This window comes from Saprospiraceae bacterium, from assembly GCA_026129545.1.
GTDB lineage: Bacteria > Bacteroidota > Bacteroidia > Chitinophagales > Saprospiraceae > M3007.
Map to the genome: position 1 here is coordinate 1 of JAHCHX010000001.1, position 18,677 is coordinate 18,677.

Consider the following 18,677-nt stretch of genomic DNA (forward strand, 5'->3'; position numbering starts at 1 on the left):
ATCCAAAATACAAAAATCAAAGACGCAAAAAAAAAAATCCTCCACGACAAAATCAGAACGTTTGTGCAGAAGAGCACTAGGTTCTCACTGATCGCTTTTTAGAAAAAAAAATCTCTTGGAACAAAGCACTTCCACCACCAGAAAATAAATAAAATAAAGTGCGCTCTCTTCTTTTTTGCAACTTGAACAAAAAAAAGAGAATCAAGCAAAAGTGAGTAGGGTGACAACAACGGAATCTTTGTAGGTTCCAGCGTGAAAGTGAGAGAGAAAACAAAGTCTCCAAAAAGTAAAAAAAGATTCGGGGACCCGTTCTTCTCAGCATTCGTAGGGGCTCACAACGTCTCGGGGCCCTTCTCTCGAATTTTCTTTCTTCTGCTCGTTTTTTTGTTAGTATCTTCATTTTTTAATTTTTTTTTATTTTTTTTGTTGTTGGGGTGGTGGGTTTCCCCTTCGCCGATGCCCCCCCCCCCAACAACTCTATTAATTGCGTAGAGAGCGAACGCCCTAAACATGTGTCATCCCGAGTTTTGAAAAACAGATTTTGGCTCACTATTTTGCTAAAAATCAAGTCTTCTAACTGCCCCAACGGGGCGGAATGTTGACACGAGCGTTCTATGTTTCGCCCAGCCACTCTTGGTTTGTAATGAGGTGTCATCTTTTGAGGAACGAAAAAGGTGACATCTCGGCTTGTTTTTGAGATGTCACCCCTCCATGCTTCCGAGATGACACCTCAGAACCCGCCAACGCGAGAATGGCTGTATTAACACGACCTCGGAGAGGTCAAATGCCTATCGCAGCAAACAGGTCACCAACATTCGACCCCGCTGGGGTCGTAAACATCGCGAAAATGGGGCGTTTCTACCAACATTTGACCTCTCCGAGGTCGGTTGTATTTTGATGCGTTTGCCTTGAAGGTGGAGGCGCCCGGGAAGCCAGTCGCAAGAAGGGCATTGCCTTTGGCAGGGGCCTCCGCCATAACAAGTCTCGTGCAAACAGGCTCCAATATCGCTCGGCCTTTATCGCTTCAGCACGGGCAATATCACGCCTGAGGCGTGGGCACCCGAACGATGCACCTGAATGTTGGCAGGCACAAAATCCTCGTCTTTGGCCCGATAGATATTGATGAACTGCTGCGGGTTGCGGTCGGCCAGAGGGAACCAACTGCTCTGCACTTGCACCATGATTTTGTGGCCGGGCAGGAAGGTGTGTGCCACATCGGGCAAATCAAAGCGAACCTGTGTCGGCTTGCCGGGTTGGAATGGCTCGGGTTTTTCGAAGCTGTTGCGGTAGCGCCCTCGCATGATTTCACCGCGCACGAGCATTTGGTAGCCGCCGAGCGGGACGCCGTTTTCCCTTTCTTTGAGTGTGTCGGGGAACACGTCTATCAGTTTCACCACAAAATCCGCGTCTGTTGTGCTGAGGCTCACCCATAGGTCGGCGGTGATGGTGCCAGTCACGGTGGTTGGCTCGGTCAGCGTTGCTGTCTGATACACCAGCACGTCGGGTCGGCGGGCCGCGAAACGCTGGTCGTCGGTCATGTATTCGCGGGTGCGGCGCAGGTGCACGTCTTGTGTGTAAGGCACGGGTTTGGCTGGGTCGCTGCGATATTCGTCGTATTGGGGAGGGCTTGGTTTTTGGGCGGCGGACGGCGGGGCGGCGCTCAATTTTCCACCCTGCTGAAAATAGTACTTCGCAGGTTTGGCTTCGCGTGGCGGCCAAGTGTCGTATTGAGTCCACTGATTGCTGCCCGTTTCAAAAATGAGTGCTTCGGGCAGGTTCATCTCGCATTTGTCTTTGAGGTAAAATTCGAAGAACGGCAATTCGATGTGCTGCTCGTACCACGGGCTGGTGGCTTGGCCAAAGGAGATGTTGCCCAATCGCTCGCCGGTGCCGCGCGCCCAGCCGCCATGCACCCAAGGCCCCATCACGATGCGGTTGCTCATGGAGGGGGGATTTTGTTTTTCGATGGCCTCATAGACGCGCCATGCGCCGAAGCAATCTTCGGCATCGAACAAACCTCCGACGGTCATCACGGCGGGTTTTAGGTTTTTCAAATGGGGGCGCGGGTTGCGGGCTTTCCACCAGTCGTCGTAGTCTGGGTGGGCCATGAGTTCCTGCCAGAAGGGGATGTCTTTCATGCCGTATTTTTCCGAGAAATTGGGCAAGGCGCCTGCGCGTAGGAAAAACTCGTAGTTGTCGGGCGTGTTCCAATCGGAAAAGCCCGGGTTGCTTTTGGTGGTGGGTTCGGGGCGCGGTTTGCCAAAGCCCGAATAGAAGGAAAAACCGTCCATCAGCATGAATGCCCCGTTGTGGTGAAAATCGTCGCCGATGAACCAATCGGTCACGGGGGCTTGCGGCGACACGGCTCGAATGGCCGGGTGGCCAGCCAAAGCGGCCATGGTGGCGTAGAAGCCGGGATAGGATATGCCCATCACCCCGACCCTGCCGTTGTGGTTGGGCACATATTGGAGGAGCCATTCCACCGCGTCGTAGGTGTCGGAGGCTTCATCCGTGTCTTTGGGCGATTTTTTGTTGGGGTTGAAAGGCCGCACGTCCACGAATTCGCCCTCGCTCATGTAGCGCCCTCTCACGTCCTGAAAAACAAAGATGTAGCCAGCGCGAGCGAGGTGCATGTTTTGAAATCGGGTGGAGTATGCGTCGGCTCCGTAAGGCGAGCAGGAATAAGGCGTGCGCCGCATGATGATGGGGTAGTCGCGCGACTGGTCTTTGGGCGAATAGATGGAGGTGAACAGTTGCGTGCCGTCGCGCATCGGAATCATTACCTCGCGTTTGGTGTAGTGGTCGCGGATAAACGCGGAATCGGCGGCAGCGTCTTGTGCGGGCAAGGCTGCCGAACAGCAAATAGCGACAAAAAGAAAGAGGTAAAATTGCTTGGACATATCTTGGACACAGAGATTTTTGCGGCGCAAAATGGCGTTTTTTTAAACCGCGATGTCGGTTTTTCGTTAGCAATGTGTAATATCTACAGCAAATAACCATTGTCGTGCGGCAAACGACATTCAAAAACACTTACTTGCTTATGGATTTTTCCAACGCTTTCATGTTCGATTTTTTGTTGTCTGTCGGGGGCATTGCCCTTGGCTTGCTTTTAGGCTGGATGCTGGATAGGTATGTGGTGCGGAAGTGGTTCAGCGACCACTATGTTTTTGGGGCGCTGAAAGGCGCGGGCGTGTTTGTGGGCTTGTGGGTGGGGGTGCGTCTTGTGCTGCGCTACCATCAGTTGCCCGAATCATGGCAGCAGACGATTGCCGTGACTTGGCAATCGGTGCTTATCCTTGCGGTCACCATTTATTTGGCTAGACTGATTGGGCGCTTCATTGGGCAAAAAATGTCGGACATGAACGGTTTGCTGCCGACGGCGAGCCTGCTGCAAAACGTGGCTCGTGTCGTGGTGTTTGTCATCGGCATTTTGGTGCTGCTTCAGACGTTCGGCATCTCCATCACGCCCGTGCTCACGGCATTGGGGGTGGGTGGTCTGGCGGTGGCCTTGGCTTTGCAGCCCACGTTGAGCAATCTTTTTTCCGGCATACAAATCATTGCTTCCCGAAAAATCCGCATCGGCGACTTCATTCGCCTCGAAAATGGGATGGAGGGCTATGTGGACGATATCAACTGGCGCAGCACCACCATCAAATCATTGGTCAATCAGACGGTCATCATGCCCAATTCCAAGTTGGCGGATTCGATTGTGACCAACACTTGGCTGCCGGAGCCGGAGGTTTCGATTCCGATTCAGGTGGGCATCAGCTACGACAGCGACCTTGAACACGTGGAGCGTGTCACGCTTGAGGTGGCGCAAAGTATCCAAACCACGCACCCCAATGCGGTGGAGGGTTTTGAGCCGCCTTTCCGATTTGTTGAGTTCGGGGATTCGAGCATCAATTTTAGGGTCTCGCTGCGGGCCAAAGACTATGGCCAACAATTTCTACTGCGCCACGATTTCATCAAGGCACTGCACGCTCGCTACAAGCAGGAGGGCATCAATATCCCCTTCCCGATTCGCACATTGCAGCTCGACGATGCCACGCAGGCGCTTTTGCGGAAACGGGATTGACGTGCTTGCCCGGCCAAGCGAAGCGGACGGGGGAGGGAGGAAATGATTTTTGGCGGTGTTCGTCGAAGGATTTGTGTTGTCAATCGGTTAATTGGCATCAACTGCAACCATTCTGGAACGGATGTTGTCTATTGAAACCAAATTATCTTTCACGACATCATCCTTTCTGCTATGAATACGAAATTATTATTGGCTGCACTTGTTGGCCTTGTCATTGGCCTCCAGCCCATCAGCGCGAACGCTAACCCAAACACACTACACAATGGCCCGGACATCAAAGTGGTCGTCGGCTCCAAACGCATTTGGCTTATGACAGACGAAGTGTCGGTGAAAAGCCTCACGGTGCAGGTGACGAACGAACAGGGCCAACCAATCATGGAAAAACACCTTTCATCCAAAACGACCGATTGGTCGCTGAACATCGAATCGCTGCCGAAAGGCAAGTATTCGGTGAATATCGGCGGGAAAACAATGACCCAATTCGACCGTTAGCCCTTTTTTGCCACGCTTCTGAAAACCCTCGGGCGGTTCCTTGTGCAAGGGACTGCCCGTTTTTGTTGGTGCGGTTCGCAAAAATTCCCGTCTTTCGCCGGGTGAATTTCTCCAATCAAATTTTCAACCAAGACTGCATCGCGGGCATGGCCGCCCGCCTGCCCGACCAATCGGTGGATTTGGTGCTGACCGACCCGCCGTTTGGCATCGAATTTCAGGCTAAAAAGGCAAACTATAACCGCAAAGGCAGCCGCGTGTTGGAGGGCTACAACGAAGTGAAAGGCTCGGATTATCTGGAATTTACGCGCCAATGGCTCTCGCAGGTGCGGCGGGTGCTAAAACCCTCCGGCAGCCTCTACATCTTCTCCGGCTGGAACTATCTCAAGGACTTGCTCATCGCGCTCGACGAGCTGGATTTCACGCTCGTCAACCACCTGATTTGGAAATACCAGTTCGGGCTTGTCACCAAGCGAAAGTATGTCACCTCGCACTATCACGTCCTTTTTTGCAGCCTCGACGAGAAACAGCGCAAGTTTTTTCCCTACGCCCGCTTCGACAAGGAAGAGCGACACGCCGACGGCGGCAGCGCCCACTACAAAGACAAGGAGGACGTGTGGGTGATTCCGCGCGAATATTGGAACGGCGATGTGAAAACGCCTACCAAATTGCCCGCCGAGCTGATTCGGAAAATCTTGGCGTACAGCAGCGAACCGGGCGACCTTGTGCTCGACCCGTTTCTCGGTTCGGGCCAAACGGCGGTGGTGAGCCACTTGGAGGGGCGGCGCTATGTGGGTTTCGAAATCGTGCCGGAGTATTTTGAGTTTGCAAAAAAACGGCTGGATAGCGGGGAGTATCGCATCAAGGCTGAGTGATGCTCATCTCGCGCCGCACCTTTGGGGCTTCAACACACAACGCATCCTTTATCTTTGCCCCATGAACACTCGCCAGCAAAAACTCGATGCCTTCGGTCGCCTGCTCACCATCATGGACGAACTCCGCGAGCAATGCCCCTGGGACCGCAAACAGACCCTCGAATCGCTCCGCAACCTCACCATCGAAGAAACCTACGAACTCGCCGACGCGATTTTGAATAACGACCTGCCCGGCATCAAAGAGGAAATCGGCGACCTCATGTTGCACATGGTTTTTTATGCCAAAATCGGCGACGAAAAAGGCGCGTTCGACATCGCCGATGCGCTTCACGCGATTTGCGACAAACTCATCGCCCGCCACCCCCACATCTACGGCGACGTAAAAGTGAAAGACGAGGAAGAGGTGAAACAAAACTGGGAGCAACTCAAACTCAAAGAAGGCAAAAAATCGCTGCTTGCCGGCGTACCCAACGGCCTGCCCGCCATGGTGAAAGCCTACCGGATGCAGGAAAAGACCAAGCAAGTTGGCTTCGAGTGGGAAAATGCCGAACAAGTGTGGGCCAAAGTGGAAGAAGAACTCGGCGAATTGCAAGAGAACATTCAGAACAACGCTCCGCAAAAAGACATCGAAGAGGAGTTCGGCGACGTGCTGTTCGCCCTCGTCAACTACGCCCGCTTCATCGGCGTGGACCCCGAAACGGCGCTGGAGCGCGTCAACCGCAAGTTCAAATCCCGCTTCGAGTACATCGAGGCGCAAGCGCCCAAACCCTTGAAAGAGATGACGTTGGCGGAGATGGACGTGCTGTGGGAGGAGGCGAAGGAGGGAGAGCGGGCACAAATTTGACAACTTTCAAAAATTGCCGAATTGTTTACATTTGCCACAAAACCAAACGCCTATGCTCTCCGCTACTGTCAGCCCCGCCCAAATCGCCTGGAAAGACATTCTCCGCGCCCTGCGCGACCAAAAATGCGTCCTCCTCCTCGGTCCGGACTTGCTGCCCGACGAAAATTGCTTCCTTTCCCTGTGCCAACACCTCGGCATTGACTTCGCCGACTTGCCCGGCTCGCTCCCACGCGACGTGGCTATGGTCTATCCCAAAGACGAACTATTCCTCTTCCCCAACGATGCCGCCCGCACCCGCACGTGGCGCCGCTTTGAGGAATTTTACGACGACTGGCAACATCGCGTTGCGCCGATGTACGCATCCATCGCCGCGCTGCCTTTCCCCGTCGTCATCAGCACCCTGCCCGACTTGGGGCTGCGCCGCGTCTTTGAGCAACGCGGCATCCTTCACCAGTTCAGTTATTACGACTACGCCGGCACCCCCGAACCGCACGACCGCATCAGCGCCTCCCCGCGCGACACGCGCCTCGTCTTCAATATGTTCGGCATCCTCAGCGACCACAACTCGCTCGTGCTGACCCACGAAGACCTGTTTCGTTTCTTTTGCCAGATACTCGGCGACAAAAAACTCACCAGCGACCTCTACATCGAACTCTCCCAAACCCTAAAATACGCCACCGACTTCATCTTTGTCGGCTTTCAGTTCGACCAGTGGCCGATGCAAATGCTCCTGCGCCTGCTCAACCCCGAACGCAACAAAGGCCGCCAGTACGCCCTCAACCCCGCCGTCGCCGAAGAAACCCGCGTCTTTTTTGCCGACCAGTTTGAAGTCGAGTTCGTCGGCGAAATCACTCCCGCCCAATTCCTCGACGAACTCGCCGCGCGCTGGGATGCTGAAGAACAACAGCGCGCCGACGCAGGCGCTCCCCTCCAGCAAACCCTCCGCGACTGGCTCAAACAAGGGCACTTGGCCCGCATCCTCGAAAAACTCGAGGGCACACCCGCTGCTCAAGACGCCGCTTTCCAACTTGGCCGCCTTAGCGAACTCCGCCGCTCCATCCATGAAGGCGTGGTGAGCAGCGACAACGCCCAACTGGAAATGAACAAAATCCGAAAAGCCGTGCAACATTTAATCGAAGGACTGACATGAACAGATACCCCGGCATACGACCTTTTCGCACCGAAGAACAAAGCCTGTTCTTCGGGCGCGATGCCGACATCGAGCGCCTGCACCGACTGCTCGACCTGGAGCAGATTGTCATCCTCTACGGCAAATCCGGCTACGGCAAAAGCTCGCTCCTCTCTGCGGGCATCTATCCCAAACTCGAAGCGGAGCAGCAGTATCGCCACTTCGAAATCCGGCTCGGCCCTTATAAAAACGCCGAGTCGGCAGCCCCCGCCCAGAACACCATAAACACCCTCAAATCTGCCGTCGCGCCGCCCGATGCCTTCGTCGCCGATGCGCTTTTTCCTGCCGAATCCTCGCTTTGGCTCGCCATCAAACGCCTCCAATCGCCCGCCAATAAACGATTTATCCTTTTTTTCGACCAATTTGAAGAACTCTTCACCTACCCCCCGGAGCAAATACTCGAATTCAAAAAACAACTCGCCGAGGCGCTTTACAGCCGCGTGCCAAATCGCCTCGAAAAAAACATCGCCGCCGCCGCCCTCGACCCCCAAACTGAAGATGCCCTCTACACGCCCTTCGAACTCAAAGTCCTCTTCAGCATCCGCTCCGACCGCATGAGCCTGCTCAACGGCCTCAAAGACTACCTCCCCAACCTCCTCCAGCACACTTGCGAACTCGACGCCCTCGACGAGCAGCAAGCCGAGCGGGCCATGGCCGAACCCGCCGCTTTGCCGCAGACCGTCACCCGCCACTCGGAAACCATCCGTTTCGACACGCCGCCCTTCAAATACGCCCCCGAAACCATCGCCGCCATCTTCAACGCCCTGCGCGACGAGCGCGGCCGCATCGAAACCTCCGCCCTCCAAATCGTGTGCAAACACGTCGAAGACAACATCGTAACCAGTGGACGGTGGACGGCAGACGGTGGACGGCCCAATCAACCTATCACCATCGGCACCGCCGACCTCGGCGACCTCCGCTCCGTCTTTCGCAACTTCTACGAAAACACCCTCGACGGCCTGCCCGCCCACGAACAAGATGCCGCCCGCCGCCTTTGCGAAGACGTGCTCATCAGCCGCGAAGGCATCCGCCTGCCCTTCGCCGAGCAGGCCCTCGTCGCCCAGGGATTCGCCCCCGACCTGCTCGAGCGCCTCGCCCGAGCCTCCCTCCTGCGCGTGGAGCGCGACGACCAGGGGCGTATGCTCTACGAAATCGGCCACGATACCCTCGTGGGCCCCATTGCCGAATCCGCCCTCGCTCGCCGCGAACGCGAAGAAAAAGAACGCCTCCGCCGCGAAGCCGAAGAGCAGCGCCGCGAAAAAGAACTAGCCATCGCCGCGCGTCGCCGCGCCCGCCTCGTGGCCGCAGGCGCCATCCTGCTCTCCCTCGTAGCCATCGGCGCATCTTTTCTCGCCTATTTGAAGTCCGAGCAAGCCAGCGAGGCCGCCGCCCTCGTGCTGCAAAAAGAACAACAGGTTGCCCAAAAAACGGCCGAGGCCGACAGCCTCTTCGTCTCCGTGCGCAAGGCCGAAGCAGGCGTGGACACCGCCAAAGCCCGGCTTGCCCTTGCCGAAACCCAAACCCAAACCGAACGACAACTCGCCCGGCAAAACCTCGCCGAGGCCGAACGCGCCTCCGCCGACGTGGTGCGGCTGCTCATGGAAAACGCCCATCGCTCCATGCTCCTGCTCAACTATGAGCGCGCGCTCCAACTCCTCCGCTCCGCTGCTGACCTCGCCGCCAAAGCCACCCCCGGCAGCCCCCTCCACGATACCCGCAGCGCCGTGCTCGACGCACTCCTCGAACCCATCTATTTCTACAACGAAACAGGACAAGGCGCGCTCATCCAGGAAGACCTGCGCCGCATCGCTCGCCTCGGCAGCTTCAACTTGTCGGCCAGCGGCAACACGCAGCGTCAAGCCCTGCGCGACGCGCTCAACAAACTGCGCCCCGCCCGCTTCGCCTTCCTCGAAGCCCGCTACTACCCCTTCATGCTGCCCGTGAAAGGCGGCGAGTTCCGACCCGGCTGCGTCAAACCAGCCGACTGCCTGCAGGACGACGATGACGGCTATCGCGTTCGCCTCTCCGATTTCCATATAGCCGAATCGGAAACCACCGTGTGGCAGTACAACCTCTTCCTCGCCGCGCAGGGCAAAAACATATTCGACGACAAAAACACCATGCCCCGACCATCGTGGGGATGGGAAGGCAACAACCCCATCGTGTACGTAAGCTGGTACGATGCCTGCCTCTACGCCAACTGGGCAAGCAGACAGCACGGCCTCGACACCGTGTACGCGATGACCAACCGGCAGGAGCGAAATGAAACATACTATACCGACACTTACGACGTGACGGAAGATTCCACGGCCAACGGCTTCCGCCTGCCCACCGAAGCACAGTGGGAATACGCCGCCCGGGGCGGCGCCCGTCAGGATACTTTCCTGTACGCAGGCTCCGACACGCTCGAACGGGTCGGATGGTATGCCCTCAACAGCGGCAACCGCACCAACCCTGTGAAACAACTGCGCCCCAACGCGCTCGGCCTCTACGACATGAGCGGCAACGTGTGGGAATGGTGTCAGGATTGGTACGACAGTTATCCGAACGGCGTTTTCACAGACCGGCGCGGCCCTGTCTCAGGCTCCTACCGCGTCCCACGCGGCGGGTCGTGGGGCAACAGCGCGGACTACGCGCACGTCGCCGACCGCTACATCTACACGCCTGACCTCCGCGGCGTCGACTACGGTTTCCGCCTCTCCAGGGCACGTTAATTTTTAGATTTTTTACCTTTTTACCTTCTAAAAATGTCGCACAGCGGTCAAGTATGGAAGTATGGCATTGCTATTGGTATGGCGAGGCCATCATCTCATATATGACCGAAGGTCTTTAAAGATATATGCGAAGCATAAGAGGTTACCGGACTTGGGCGCATATATGAGCGCATGAAAAATCGGATATATGCCAGTCAGAATAATGACCTTGCCGTTCAGCGGCGACACGGAGATGTTTCACGACGACCCGGTGGCTCAATTTTGCTCTAACAAGCGTCCGGCATCCCGCGGCAGTCGGGGTCGAATACAACATATTCCGTCCGGTCGGTAGCTTAGCCGAAGACCGGGCGGTTTTTGTTCACGGGCGTTAAAAAACGGAAATGGACGTGCTGTGGGAAGAAGCGAAGGGGGAGGAGCGGGCAGGACAGATGCATTGAAAATTGTCTTTCTCGATATTTTGATTTCCAATTTTTGAAATTTTGAACACTCTGCGGGACATCTAAAATCAACAATCATGTAATCGGCATTCGGAAATCAAATCACCCTCCCCTCCCACAAATTATATTCTGAAAACGCCCCTTTCCTTCCCGCTTTTTCAAAACTTTCGTAAACAATTCCTTTGCCTCCTCGTTTTCTCGCCTTACTTTTGCCCGCGCTAAACCCGGATGGATAGGCAAAAACTGCCGTTTGACCCTCTGAAATTCGGGCTTGGCGAACGCATCTCTCATTCACACACTCACACATTCTCTCATTAAAAAATGGCAGTTTACTATTCCAAGGAAAAAATCGCCTCCATCGTCAAGGAATATGGCGGCGACGAGAAAAACACCGGCAACACCGAAGCGCAAGTCGCCCTGTTGACCTACCGCATCGAAAGCCTGTCGGCGCATTTGCGCGCCAACCCGAAAGACCACTCCACGCGCCGCGCCCTGCTCACCATGGTCGGCCAGCGCAAGAGCCTGCTCTCGTACTACGCGAAAAAAGACATTTACAAATACCGCGCGCTCATCGAGAAACTCGGTCTTCGTAAATAAAAAAATCACGTCCGGCTGCCCCTCCTCATTGGGGCAGCCGGATATTTTTATGCCCGCGTTATAGAGGATTTGAGAGTGCTCTTGATTGATTCGCGTAATTGTCTGAGGATTGTAAGAGTTGTTTGTTCAAAACTATTTCGCGTTGACTACGATACACCCGACAAACTCCCCAGCCACGCTCGCCAACACCGCTGCCCTCGCTTTCATGGGGCATCCCGATATACTGGAACCTGTAACAAACCATCCCCGATAAAACCCGCTTGATTTTTTCACACGCTCCGGCAACTATAAACAAGGCAAATTGACGAGGCAAACCCTGCGGACGTTCGAGGGAAGATTGTCAAAAACGGGGATGTTTTTCCCCCACACAAAGACACAGGTGTATTTGGGAAACAAAAATTGGAAATTTGAAGCGACACATCTGCCTTTCCCGATTTCCAAATTTTCTCAACCCCCAATGTAGGCCCTGCATCTTTGTGTGATTTTTTCGGTTTTTGAACTGCTTCTCGCCATTCCTCAGCGGCATCGCTCGATGTCAATTCCTGCTTAGAGCACGGTTGCCGGCGCACAAACTCATTTTTAGATATGGGAAAGCAAATCCCGTTGCGCACCGCCTTCAACCTGCCGGATGGACGCGAAATCGTGCTTGAAACCGGCAAACTCGCCTCTTTGGCCGACGGCTCCGTGCTTGTCCGCGAAGGCGACACCATGCTGCTCTGCACCGTCGTGAGCGCCAAAAAAGCAAAGGAAGGCCAACCCTTCTTCCCACTTTCGGTGGACTACCAAGAAAAGTTCGCCGCCGCAGGCCGCATCCCCGGCAACTTCTTCCGCCGCGAAGGCCGCCTTTCCGACTATGAAATCCTCATCAGCCGCCTCGTGGACCGCGCCCTGCGCCCGCTCTTCCCCGACGGCTACATGAACGAGACGCAGGTCATCATCACCCTCATCAGCGCCGACAAGGATGCCATGCCCGACGCACTCGCGGGACTCGCCTGCTCGGCGGCTGTGGCCACCAGCGACATCCCCGTAGAGGCGCTTTTCAGCGAAGTCCGGGTCGCCCGGATTGACGGCCAATTCGTCATCAACCCCGGCCGTGCCGCCCTCGAACGCGCCGACATGGACTTCATCGTGGCAGCCACCAAAAACGACATCACCATGGTGGAAGGCGAAGCCAACGAATGTTCGGAAACCGACCTCGTGGCCGCGCTGAAAGTGGCCCACGAAGCCATCAAAGACCAAATCGCCGCGCAGGAACGCCTCGCCGAAATGGTCGGCGAAAGCGCCCTGACAAAACGCCCGCTGCCGGAAATCCCCGAAAACGAGGAATTGAAAAAACGCATCGAGGCGCTCGTCAGCGAGCCGCTCTACCAAATGGCACGCAGCGCCAGCGACAAGCACACCCGTCGGGAGTTCACCGAAAACCTCAAAGACCAAATCATGGAAACCCTCGAGGCCGAACTCGGCGAAGAGGCTTGGGAAGAATGGGCAGCGACCGCCGACCGCTATTTTGAAAAAATCAAAAAACACATCATCCGCGATGTGATTCTCACCGACGGCCTCCGCCTCGACGGACGCAAAGCCGACCATGTGCGCCCGATTTGGTGCGAGGTGGACTACCTGCCCTCAGCACATGGCTCGTCCATCTTCAACCGCGGCGAAACCCAATCGCTCACCTCGCTCACGCTTGGCACCAAACAAGACCAAGTGCTGATTGACAATGCGTTGAAATCGTACGACGACGACTTCATCCTACACTACAACTTCCCGCCCTTCTCGGTGGGCGAAGCTCGGCCACAGCGTGGCCCCGGCCGCCGGGAGGTAGGTCACGCCAACCTCGCCGCCCGCTCCATCCGCAAAGTGATGCCCGACGAGTTTGCCTACACCGTGCGCATCGTCTCCGACATTTTGGAATCGAATGGTTCGTCCTCGATGGCGACGGTGTGCGCCGGCTCGCTCGCGCTCATGGATGGCGGCGTGCCCATCAAATCGGCCATCGCTGGCATCGCAATGGGAGCCATTGCCGACGACAAAGGCCGCATCGCCATCCTCTCCGACATTCTCGGCGACGAGGACGCCCTCGGCGACATGGACTTCAAAGTGACTGGCACGGAAAAAGGCATCACCGGCACCCAAATGGACATCAAAATTGACGGGATGCCCTACGAGCTGCTCGAAAAGGCGCTCATGCAAGCCCGCGACGGCCGCCTGCACATCCTCTCAAAAATGGCCGAAGCCATCGCCAAGCCCAACGATGACCTCAAGCCACACGCGCCGCGTGTCATCGAGTTCCGCATCGGGCGCGACTACATCGGAGCGGTCATCGGGCCGGGTGGCAAAATCATTCAGGAAATGCAGCGCCAGACAGGTACCACCATCTCCATTGACGAGGACGAAATCGGCGGCAAAGTCGCCATCTTCGGCCCCGACAAGGCTTCGCTCGACGCGGCCTACGCCAAAATCATGGACATTGTGTTCATGCCGGAAGTCGGTGCCATTTATGAAGGCGTGGTGGAAGAACTGGCCGAATACGGGGCCTTCATAAAATTCAAGGGCAAAACCGGCCTGCTCCATGTATCCGAATACGACCATCGGCGCATCGAAAACCTCGCTGAGGTGCTCAAACCCGGCGACCCGATTACGTTCAAAATCCTTGACGTGGACCCAAAAACGGGCAAGATGAAACTCTCGCGCCGGGCTATCGTGCCCAAGCCCGACGGCACCATGCCGACCGACGAAGAAAACGCTGCCCGCGCTCAGCGAGGCGGTGGCGGCGGTCGCGACGGTGGCAGGGGCGGTGGCCGTGACGACCGCCGCGGCGGCGGTGGTGGCCGCGACGACCGCAGAGGCGGCGGCGGCGGCGGAGACCGTCGCGGTGGTGGCGGTTTTGGCGGTGGACGTGGGAGGTGATTTGATTAAAACGTCGGAAGGGTTCTGAACCCTTCCGACGTTATCGAAATAGGAAGCCGGTCGGGTATTTCCCGGACCGGCTTTTTTTTATTCAAAAACTGTATTTTGTTCAAAATTTTCAACCATGACGGCAGCAGCACAAAGTCAGGAAAGCAAAAAAAGCGTCACGCTCGAAGAATATTTCGAGTTTGAACTCAAAGCGGAACGCCGCCACGAGTTTATTGACGGTAAAATCGAAGCAATGGCCTACACTTCGCCGGAACACGGCCAAGTAGCCAGCAACTTGGGCTTGGCACTCGGCGGCTGTTTGCGCGAAAAAGATTGCTCGGTTTACATAGGCGACCGGATGTTGTTCGTGCGCGAATGTCGGGATGTCTTTTACCCCGACTTGCTCATCGTGTGCGGCAAGCACGAGTTTTATCAGGCCACCAAAAACATGAAAGCCACTTTGAACCCCTCTGTCGTTATCGAAATCCTTTCCGATACAACTGAACACGTTGATAAAACTTCCAAGACTCGCTTTTACAAGAAAATTCCCAGTCTCCGCCAAATCGTCTTTGTTTCTCAAAAGGAAAAACACGTCCGCATCTTGGAGCGAGAAGGCGAGCGCTGGATTGACACGGAATTTTACGAAGAAGGCGACGTGCCGCGCATCAGCAATTGCGATGTGCCGTTGGCGGAGGTTTATCGGAAGGTGGCGTTTGGGGAGGGGGAGTAGTTTTTTTATTGCCGTAATTGCCCCTACCTTCAACCCCCAAAAAATCTCCCCCTCCCATGTACGGTTGGTACAAGAAGCCCCAACGCAAACCTCTCAATCCGAACCAAGGCATTCGCATCAACGCCCGCGCCGCCGGCAGCACTTGGTGGGGCAAGCAGTGGCTCGAAGCCTTCAACAACATCAGCGATGCCAACCGCCTCCCGCGCGGGCGCGCCTACGCGGGCAACGGCTCGGTGCTCGACATTCGTTTTTCGGGCAACAAAATAGCCGCAGAAGTGCAGGGCAGTCGGTACCACCCTTACGAAATCAACATCGCCATCCCCGCCTTCTCGGAAAAAGAAAAACAAGCCGTCGCCCAACTTGTCAGCGAAAACCCCGACCTGCTCTCCCGCCTGCTCAACCGCGAACTGCCGCCCGAACTGAACGATGCCTGCGCCAGAGAAGGCGTCCAGATTTTCCCCCGCCGCTGGGGCGACCTCAAGGCCTCCTGCTCCTGCCCCGACTGGGCCATGCCGTGCAAGCACCTCGCCGCCATCATCTACGTCGTCGCCAACGAGATAGACAAAAACCCCTTCCTCGTCTTCGATTTGCACCAATTCGACCTGCTCGCAGCCCTTGAAAAAGCAGGCTTTTCCGCGCAACAAACCCGCCAAATCGCTGCCACACCACTCGCGTCGCTGCGCACCCCCCTCTCCACCGGAAAAGGGCCGGGACACACTCCCCTCTCCCTTGGAAAGGGGCTGGGGGAGAGGCTCGATTCGCTCGACTTTTCCACCATCCCCGACTGCCGCGACGCGCTGCTCACCATTTTGGCCGACAAACCCGCCTTTTACCCCGATGGCGATTTCAAAACCATTTTGAAAAAAATGTACGCCGGCGTGGCAAAATTTGTCGGAAAAGAACTGGCCGCCGAACTCCCCTCTCCAAATGGAGAGGGACCGGGGGTGAGGCCCGAAATAGTTGCCCTCATGCTCGACCCCGACGGGCAGTTTCAAGGCTGCTTCGTCGGCGACGACGAGGGAAACAACCTGCTCGAAACGGCTGATTTGCAGGAACTCATTGCGTGGCTCACCAATGTTCCTGCGGGTCGCTTGGCTGCTTTGCCCGACGAACTGCGCGGCGCGTGGCTCACTTGGCGCTTCGCAGAAAGCCTCGCCCGCCACGGTGCTTTTGTGCCGCAATTGCTCGCCGCCGACGACGGCAGTTTGCTCGTGCGCTGGCTGCCCGCTCTGCTCAACGAGGCCGTGCGCGATACTTTTCAAAAAGTGACCGCGCTGTTGCCGCCGGGTCTGTTGCTCTACGAAATCGGCGACAACTTGGCCGAGCCTGCGGAAGCCGACTATCCGCAGGCGTTGCTCTCTGTTTTTCTCAATCACTACGTCCAGCAGGGCAACGGGCTGGATTACAAAGATTTGACAACGCCTGTCGGTCGCCTGTTTTTCACGGGCGAGGCAGTCAAATTTGAAAAATTCGAGACCCGCGAATACCCGGCGGTCATGGCCTTGTGGCTCAACCGTTTTTTTATTTCGGAAAAAAACACCGTGCCGGTGCTGGCGGTGGAAGAAGGCGCGGCGGGCGATTTCGAGGTGAGCGTGGCAGTGGAGGACAAAACCCGCCCGCTCGAAGCGCCCGTGTCGTTGAGCGAGATTTTTGTCAAAAAAGAATTTGCCGAAACGCGGCTCGACCTGCTGCGCGACCTTTCCACGCTGGCCGAGTTTTTCCCCGCCCTGCGGCAGTTGCTGGCCGACAAAGGGAGAAAGCCCCTGCGCTTCGATGCCCGCGTGTTCGCCGATGTGTTGTTCAAAACGCTGCCCGTCATCAACCTGTTCGGCATTCGGATGCTGTTGCCAAAAGCGTTGTCGCGCATCATTCGCCCGCAGTTGAGTTTGCGTTTGGAAAAAGGCGTGGGGCAGGTGTTGAACAATTCGCCCATCAGCCTGAAAAATATGCTGGCCTACCAATGGCAAGTCGCCATCGGCGAGCAAGACCTGACGGCGGCTGAATTTTTGGCAATGCTCGAGCGCTATGCCGGTTTGGTCAAAATCCGCGACGAGTACGTTTATTTTGATGAAAAAGAAATGAAGGCGCTGGCCGAAAAGCTCGCCAAACCGCCCGCCCTTTCCGGCCCCGAACTGCTGCAAATCGCCCTCAGCGAGGAATATGAAGGCACGCGCATCAGCCTCTCACCCGAAATCCGCGCCCTGATGAACGAGTTGCTCGCCACCGATTTGATGCCGCTGCCCACAGGCTTGAACGCCAACCTGCGCCCCTATCAGCATCGCGGCTACTCGTGGCTGCGCAAAAACGCTCGGCTCGGCTTCGGCAGCATCTTGGCCGACGACATGGGCCTGGGCAAAACCCTGCAAGTCATCGCCACGCTCTTGGGTTTGAAGGAAGAAGGACTGCTCACGCCCGAACACCGCGCCCTCGCCATCGTGCCTACCACGCTGCTCACCAACTGGCAACGCGAAATCGCCCGCTTCGCGCCGGGGCTGACGACGGCGGTGTATCACGGGCCTTCGCGCTCGTTGAAGGCGACGGAAGAGGCCGATTTGGTGCTGACCTCTTACGGCGTGGCGCGTTCGGATTTGGCAAAATTGGAAAAAGAAAAATGGCTCGCGCTGGTAATAGATGAGGCGCAGAACATCAAAAACCCCGGCGCGGAGCAATCGAAAGCTGTGAAGAAAATCGCCGCGCCCGTGCGCATCGCCATGAGCGGCACCCCTGTGGAAAACCGCCTGAGCGAGTATTGGAGCGTGTTCGATTTCAGCAACAAGGGCTACCTCGGCTCGCCGGAGCGGTTCAAGACCAACTTCGCCATTCCCATCGAGGGCGAGCGCGACCAACGAGCAGTGCGGCGTTTCCGAAAAGTGACACAGCCCTTCGTGCTGCGTCGCCTGAAAACCGACAAGACGATTATCAGCGACCTGCCCGACAAGGTGGAGCAAAACCAGTTCTGCCAACTCATGCCCGAACAGGCCGCGCTCTACCAAAACGTAGTGGACGCGACGATGAAAAAAATCGAGAACAGCGAAGGCATCGAGCGGCGCGGGCTGGTGCTGTCGCTCATCATGGCACTCAAACAAATCTGCAACCACCCGGCGCAGTACCTGAAAAAAGGCAAGCCCGACCCTGCGCTTAGCGGCAAGTGTCCCTTGTTGCTGGATTTGGTGGAACAGTTGCTGGCAAACGACGAAAAGGCGCTGGTTTTTACGCAGTTCCGCGAGATGGGCGATTTGCTTGTCCCCATGTTGCAAGAGCGGTTCGGCTTTGTAACGCCTTTCCTGCACGGCGGTGTGAGTCGCGTCGCCCGCGACCGCATGGTGGAGGATTTTCAGACAAAACCGAGCCATCGCCTGCTGCTGCTCTCGCTCAAGGCAGGCGGCACGGGACTCAACCTCACCGCCGCCAGTCAGGTCATCCACTTCGACCTTTGGTGGAACCCCGCCGTGGAAGCGCAGGCCACCGACCGGGCATTCCGCATTGGTCAGCAGCGCAATGTGCTGGTGCACCGCTTCATCACTTCGGCGACGTTTGAGGAGAAAATTGACAAGATGATTCAGCAGAAAAAAGAACTCGCCAACCTGACGGTGACGAGCGGCGAGACGTGGATAGGGGAATTGTCGGACAAGGAGTTGCGGGATTTGTTTCGGTTGGGGTGATGCGACATCTCAGGCACTATGCTGTTTTCCCGATTTCGCTGAAAATGGGTTCCAGTACTTCTCCTCGGAATACACCCGTAGAGTGCGCTTTGTCCAGCCGGATTTTGCTGGCGAGGAAATCCAACGTCGGGCGACTTTTTTCCCGCTCCAAAGCACAGAGCAATGCGCCG

General features: G+C 56.4%; 11 protein-coding genes. 10 read left to right on the top strand and 1 reads right to left on the bottom strand.

What is annotated here, in order from left to right; translation table 11 throughout:
• Positions 1 to 1,016: 1,016 nt before the first annotated feature.
• Positions 1,017 to 2,900: a CocE/NonD family hydrolase gene (locus tag KIS77_00005; protein MCW5920700.1), complete on the bottom strand. Its 1,884-nt coding sequence runs from the start codon at positions 2,898 to 2,900 to the stop codon at positions 1,017 to 1,019.
• Positions 2,901 to 3,040: 140 nt separating this feature from the next.
• On the opposite strand from KIS77_00005, the gene KIS77_00010 reads away from it, so the two are divergent.
• The 10 genes from KIS77_00010 to KIS77_00055 all read left to right on the top strand — a co-directional run bounded on the left by KIS77_00010 (position 3,041) and on the right by KIS77_00055 (position 18,507).
• A complete protein-coding gene (locus KIS77_00010; GenBank protein MCW5920701.1) occupies positions 3,041 to 4,075 on the top strand; it encodes a mechanosensitive ion channel family protein in 1,035 nt (344 codons plus the stop codon).
• Positions 4,076 to 4,246: 171 nt separating this feature from the next.
• A complete protein-coding gene (locus KIS77_00015) occupies positions 4,247 to 4,567 on the top strand; it encodes a hypothetical protein (GenBank protein MCW5920702.1) in 321 nt (106 codons plus the stop codon).
• Positions 4,568 to 4,713: 146 nt separating this feature from the next.
• Positions 4,714 to 5,439, top strand: a complete 726-nt coding sequence (locus tag KIS77_00020) for a site-specific DNA-methyltransferase (protein MCW5920703.1) — start codon at positions 4,714 to 4,716, stop codon at positions 5,437 to 5,439.
• Between the two features lie 61 nt (positions 5,440 to 5,500).
• Positions 5,501 to 6,283 carry a nucleoside triphosphate pyrophosphohydrolase gene (gene mazG, locus KIS77_00025; protein ID MCW5920704.1) on the top strand — a complete coding sequence of 261 codons (783 nt, stop codon included), beginning with the start codon at positions 5,501 to 5,503 and terminating at the stop codon, positions 6,281 to 6,283.
• Between the two features lie 52 nt (positions 6,284 to 6,335).
• Complete coding sequence (locus tag KIS77_00030; GenBank protein ID MCW5920705.1) at positions 6,336 to 7,433, top strand: SIR2 family protein; 1,098 nt, start codon at positions 6,336 to 6,338, stop codon at positions 7,431 to 7,433.
• The gene (locus KIS77_00035; protein ID MCW5920706.1) at positions 7,430 to 10,186 is read left to right on the top strand and encodes an SUMF1/EgtB/PvdO family nonheme iron enzyme; all 2,757 of its coding nucleotides are present in this window, start codon (positions 7,430 to 7,432) and stop codon (positions 10,184 to 10,186) included. Before KIS77_00030 ends, KIS77_00035 begins: the two co-directional genes overlap by 4 nt.
• A gap of 758 nt (positions 10,187 to 10,944) precedes the next feature.
• Complete coding sequence (rpsO, locus tag KIS77_00040) at positions 10,945 to 11,220, top strand: 30S ribosomal protein S15 (GenBank protein MCW5920707.1); 276 nt, start codon at positions 10,945 to 10,947, stop codon at positions 11,218 to 11,220.
• 585 nt (positions 11,221 to 11,805) lie between these two features.
• Positions 11,806 to 14,127: a polyribonucleotide nucleotidyltransferase gene (gene pnp, locus KIS77_00045; protein ID MCW5920708.1), complete on the top strand. Its 2,322-nt coding sequence runs from the start codon at positions 11,806 to 11,808 to the stop codon at positions 14,125 to 14,127.
• Between the two features lie 124 nt (positions 14,128 to 14,251).
• Positions 14,252 to 14,845: a Uma2 family endonuclease gene (locus tag KIS77_00050; protein MCW5920709.1), complete on the top strand. Its 594-nt coding sequence runs from the start codon at positions 14,252 to 14,254 to the stop codon at positions 14,843 to 14,845.
• A 56-nt stretch (positions 14,846 to 14,901) separates the two neighbouring features.
• Entirely contained in the window at positions 14,902 to 18,507 is a 3,606-nt protein-coding gene (locus KIS77_00055; GenBank protein ID MCW5920710.1) for a DEAD/DEAH box helicase, read from the top strand.
• The last annotated feature ends 170 nt before the right edge of the window (positions 18,508 to 18,677 follow it).

Excerpts from the sequence above, each read along its gene's own strand:
- KIS77_00020 (MCW5920703.1), top strand. The coding sequence starts at position 4,714 with ATGGCCGCCCGCCTGCCCGACCAATCGGTGGATTTGGTGCTGACCGAC.
- KIS77_00015 (MCW5920702.1), top strand. The coding sequence starts at position 4,247 with ATGAATACGAAATTATTATTGGCTGCACTTGTTGGCCTTGTCATTGGC.
- KIS77_00055 (MCW5920710.1), top strand. The coding sequence starts at position 14,902 with ATGTACGGTTGGTACAAGAAGCCCCAACGCAAACCTCTCAATCCGAAC.
- mazG (MCW5920704.1), top strand. The coding sequence starts at position 5,501 with ATGAACACTCGCCAGCAAAAACTCGATGCCTTCGGTCGCCTGCTCACC.
- KIS77_00050 (MCW5920709.1), top strand. The coding sequence starts at position 14,252 with ATGACGGCAGCAGCACAAAGTCAGGAAAGCAAAAAAAGCGTCACGCTC.
- rpsO (MCW5920707.1), top strand. The coding sequence starts at position 10,945 with ATGGCAGTTTACTATTCCAAGGAAAAAATCGCCTCCATCGTCAAGGAA.
- KIS77_00030 (MCW5920705.1), top strand. The coding sequence starts at position 6,336 with ATGCTCTCCGCTACTGTCAGCCCCGCCCAAATCGCCTGGAAAGACATT.
- KIS77_00035 (MCW5920706.1), top strand. The coding sequence starts at position 7,430 with ATGAACAGATACCCCGGCATACGACCTTTTCGCACCGAAGAACAAAGC.
- KIS77_00005 (MCW5920700.1), bottom strand. The coding sequence starts at position 2,900 with ATGTCCAAGCAATTTTACCTCTTTCTTTTTGTCGCTATTTGCTGTTCG.
- pnp (MCW5920708.1), top strand. The coding sequence starts at position 11,806 with ATGGGAAAGCAAATCCCGTTGCGCACCGCCTTCAACCTGCCGGATGGA.
- KIS77_00010 (MCW5920701.1), top strand. The coding sequence starts at position 3,041 with ATGGATTTTTCCAACGCTTTCATGTTCGATTTTTTGTTGTCTGTCGGG.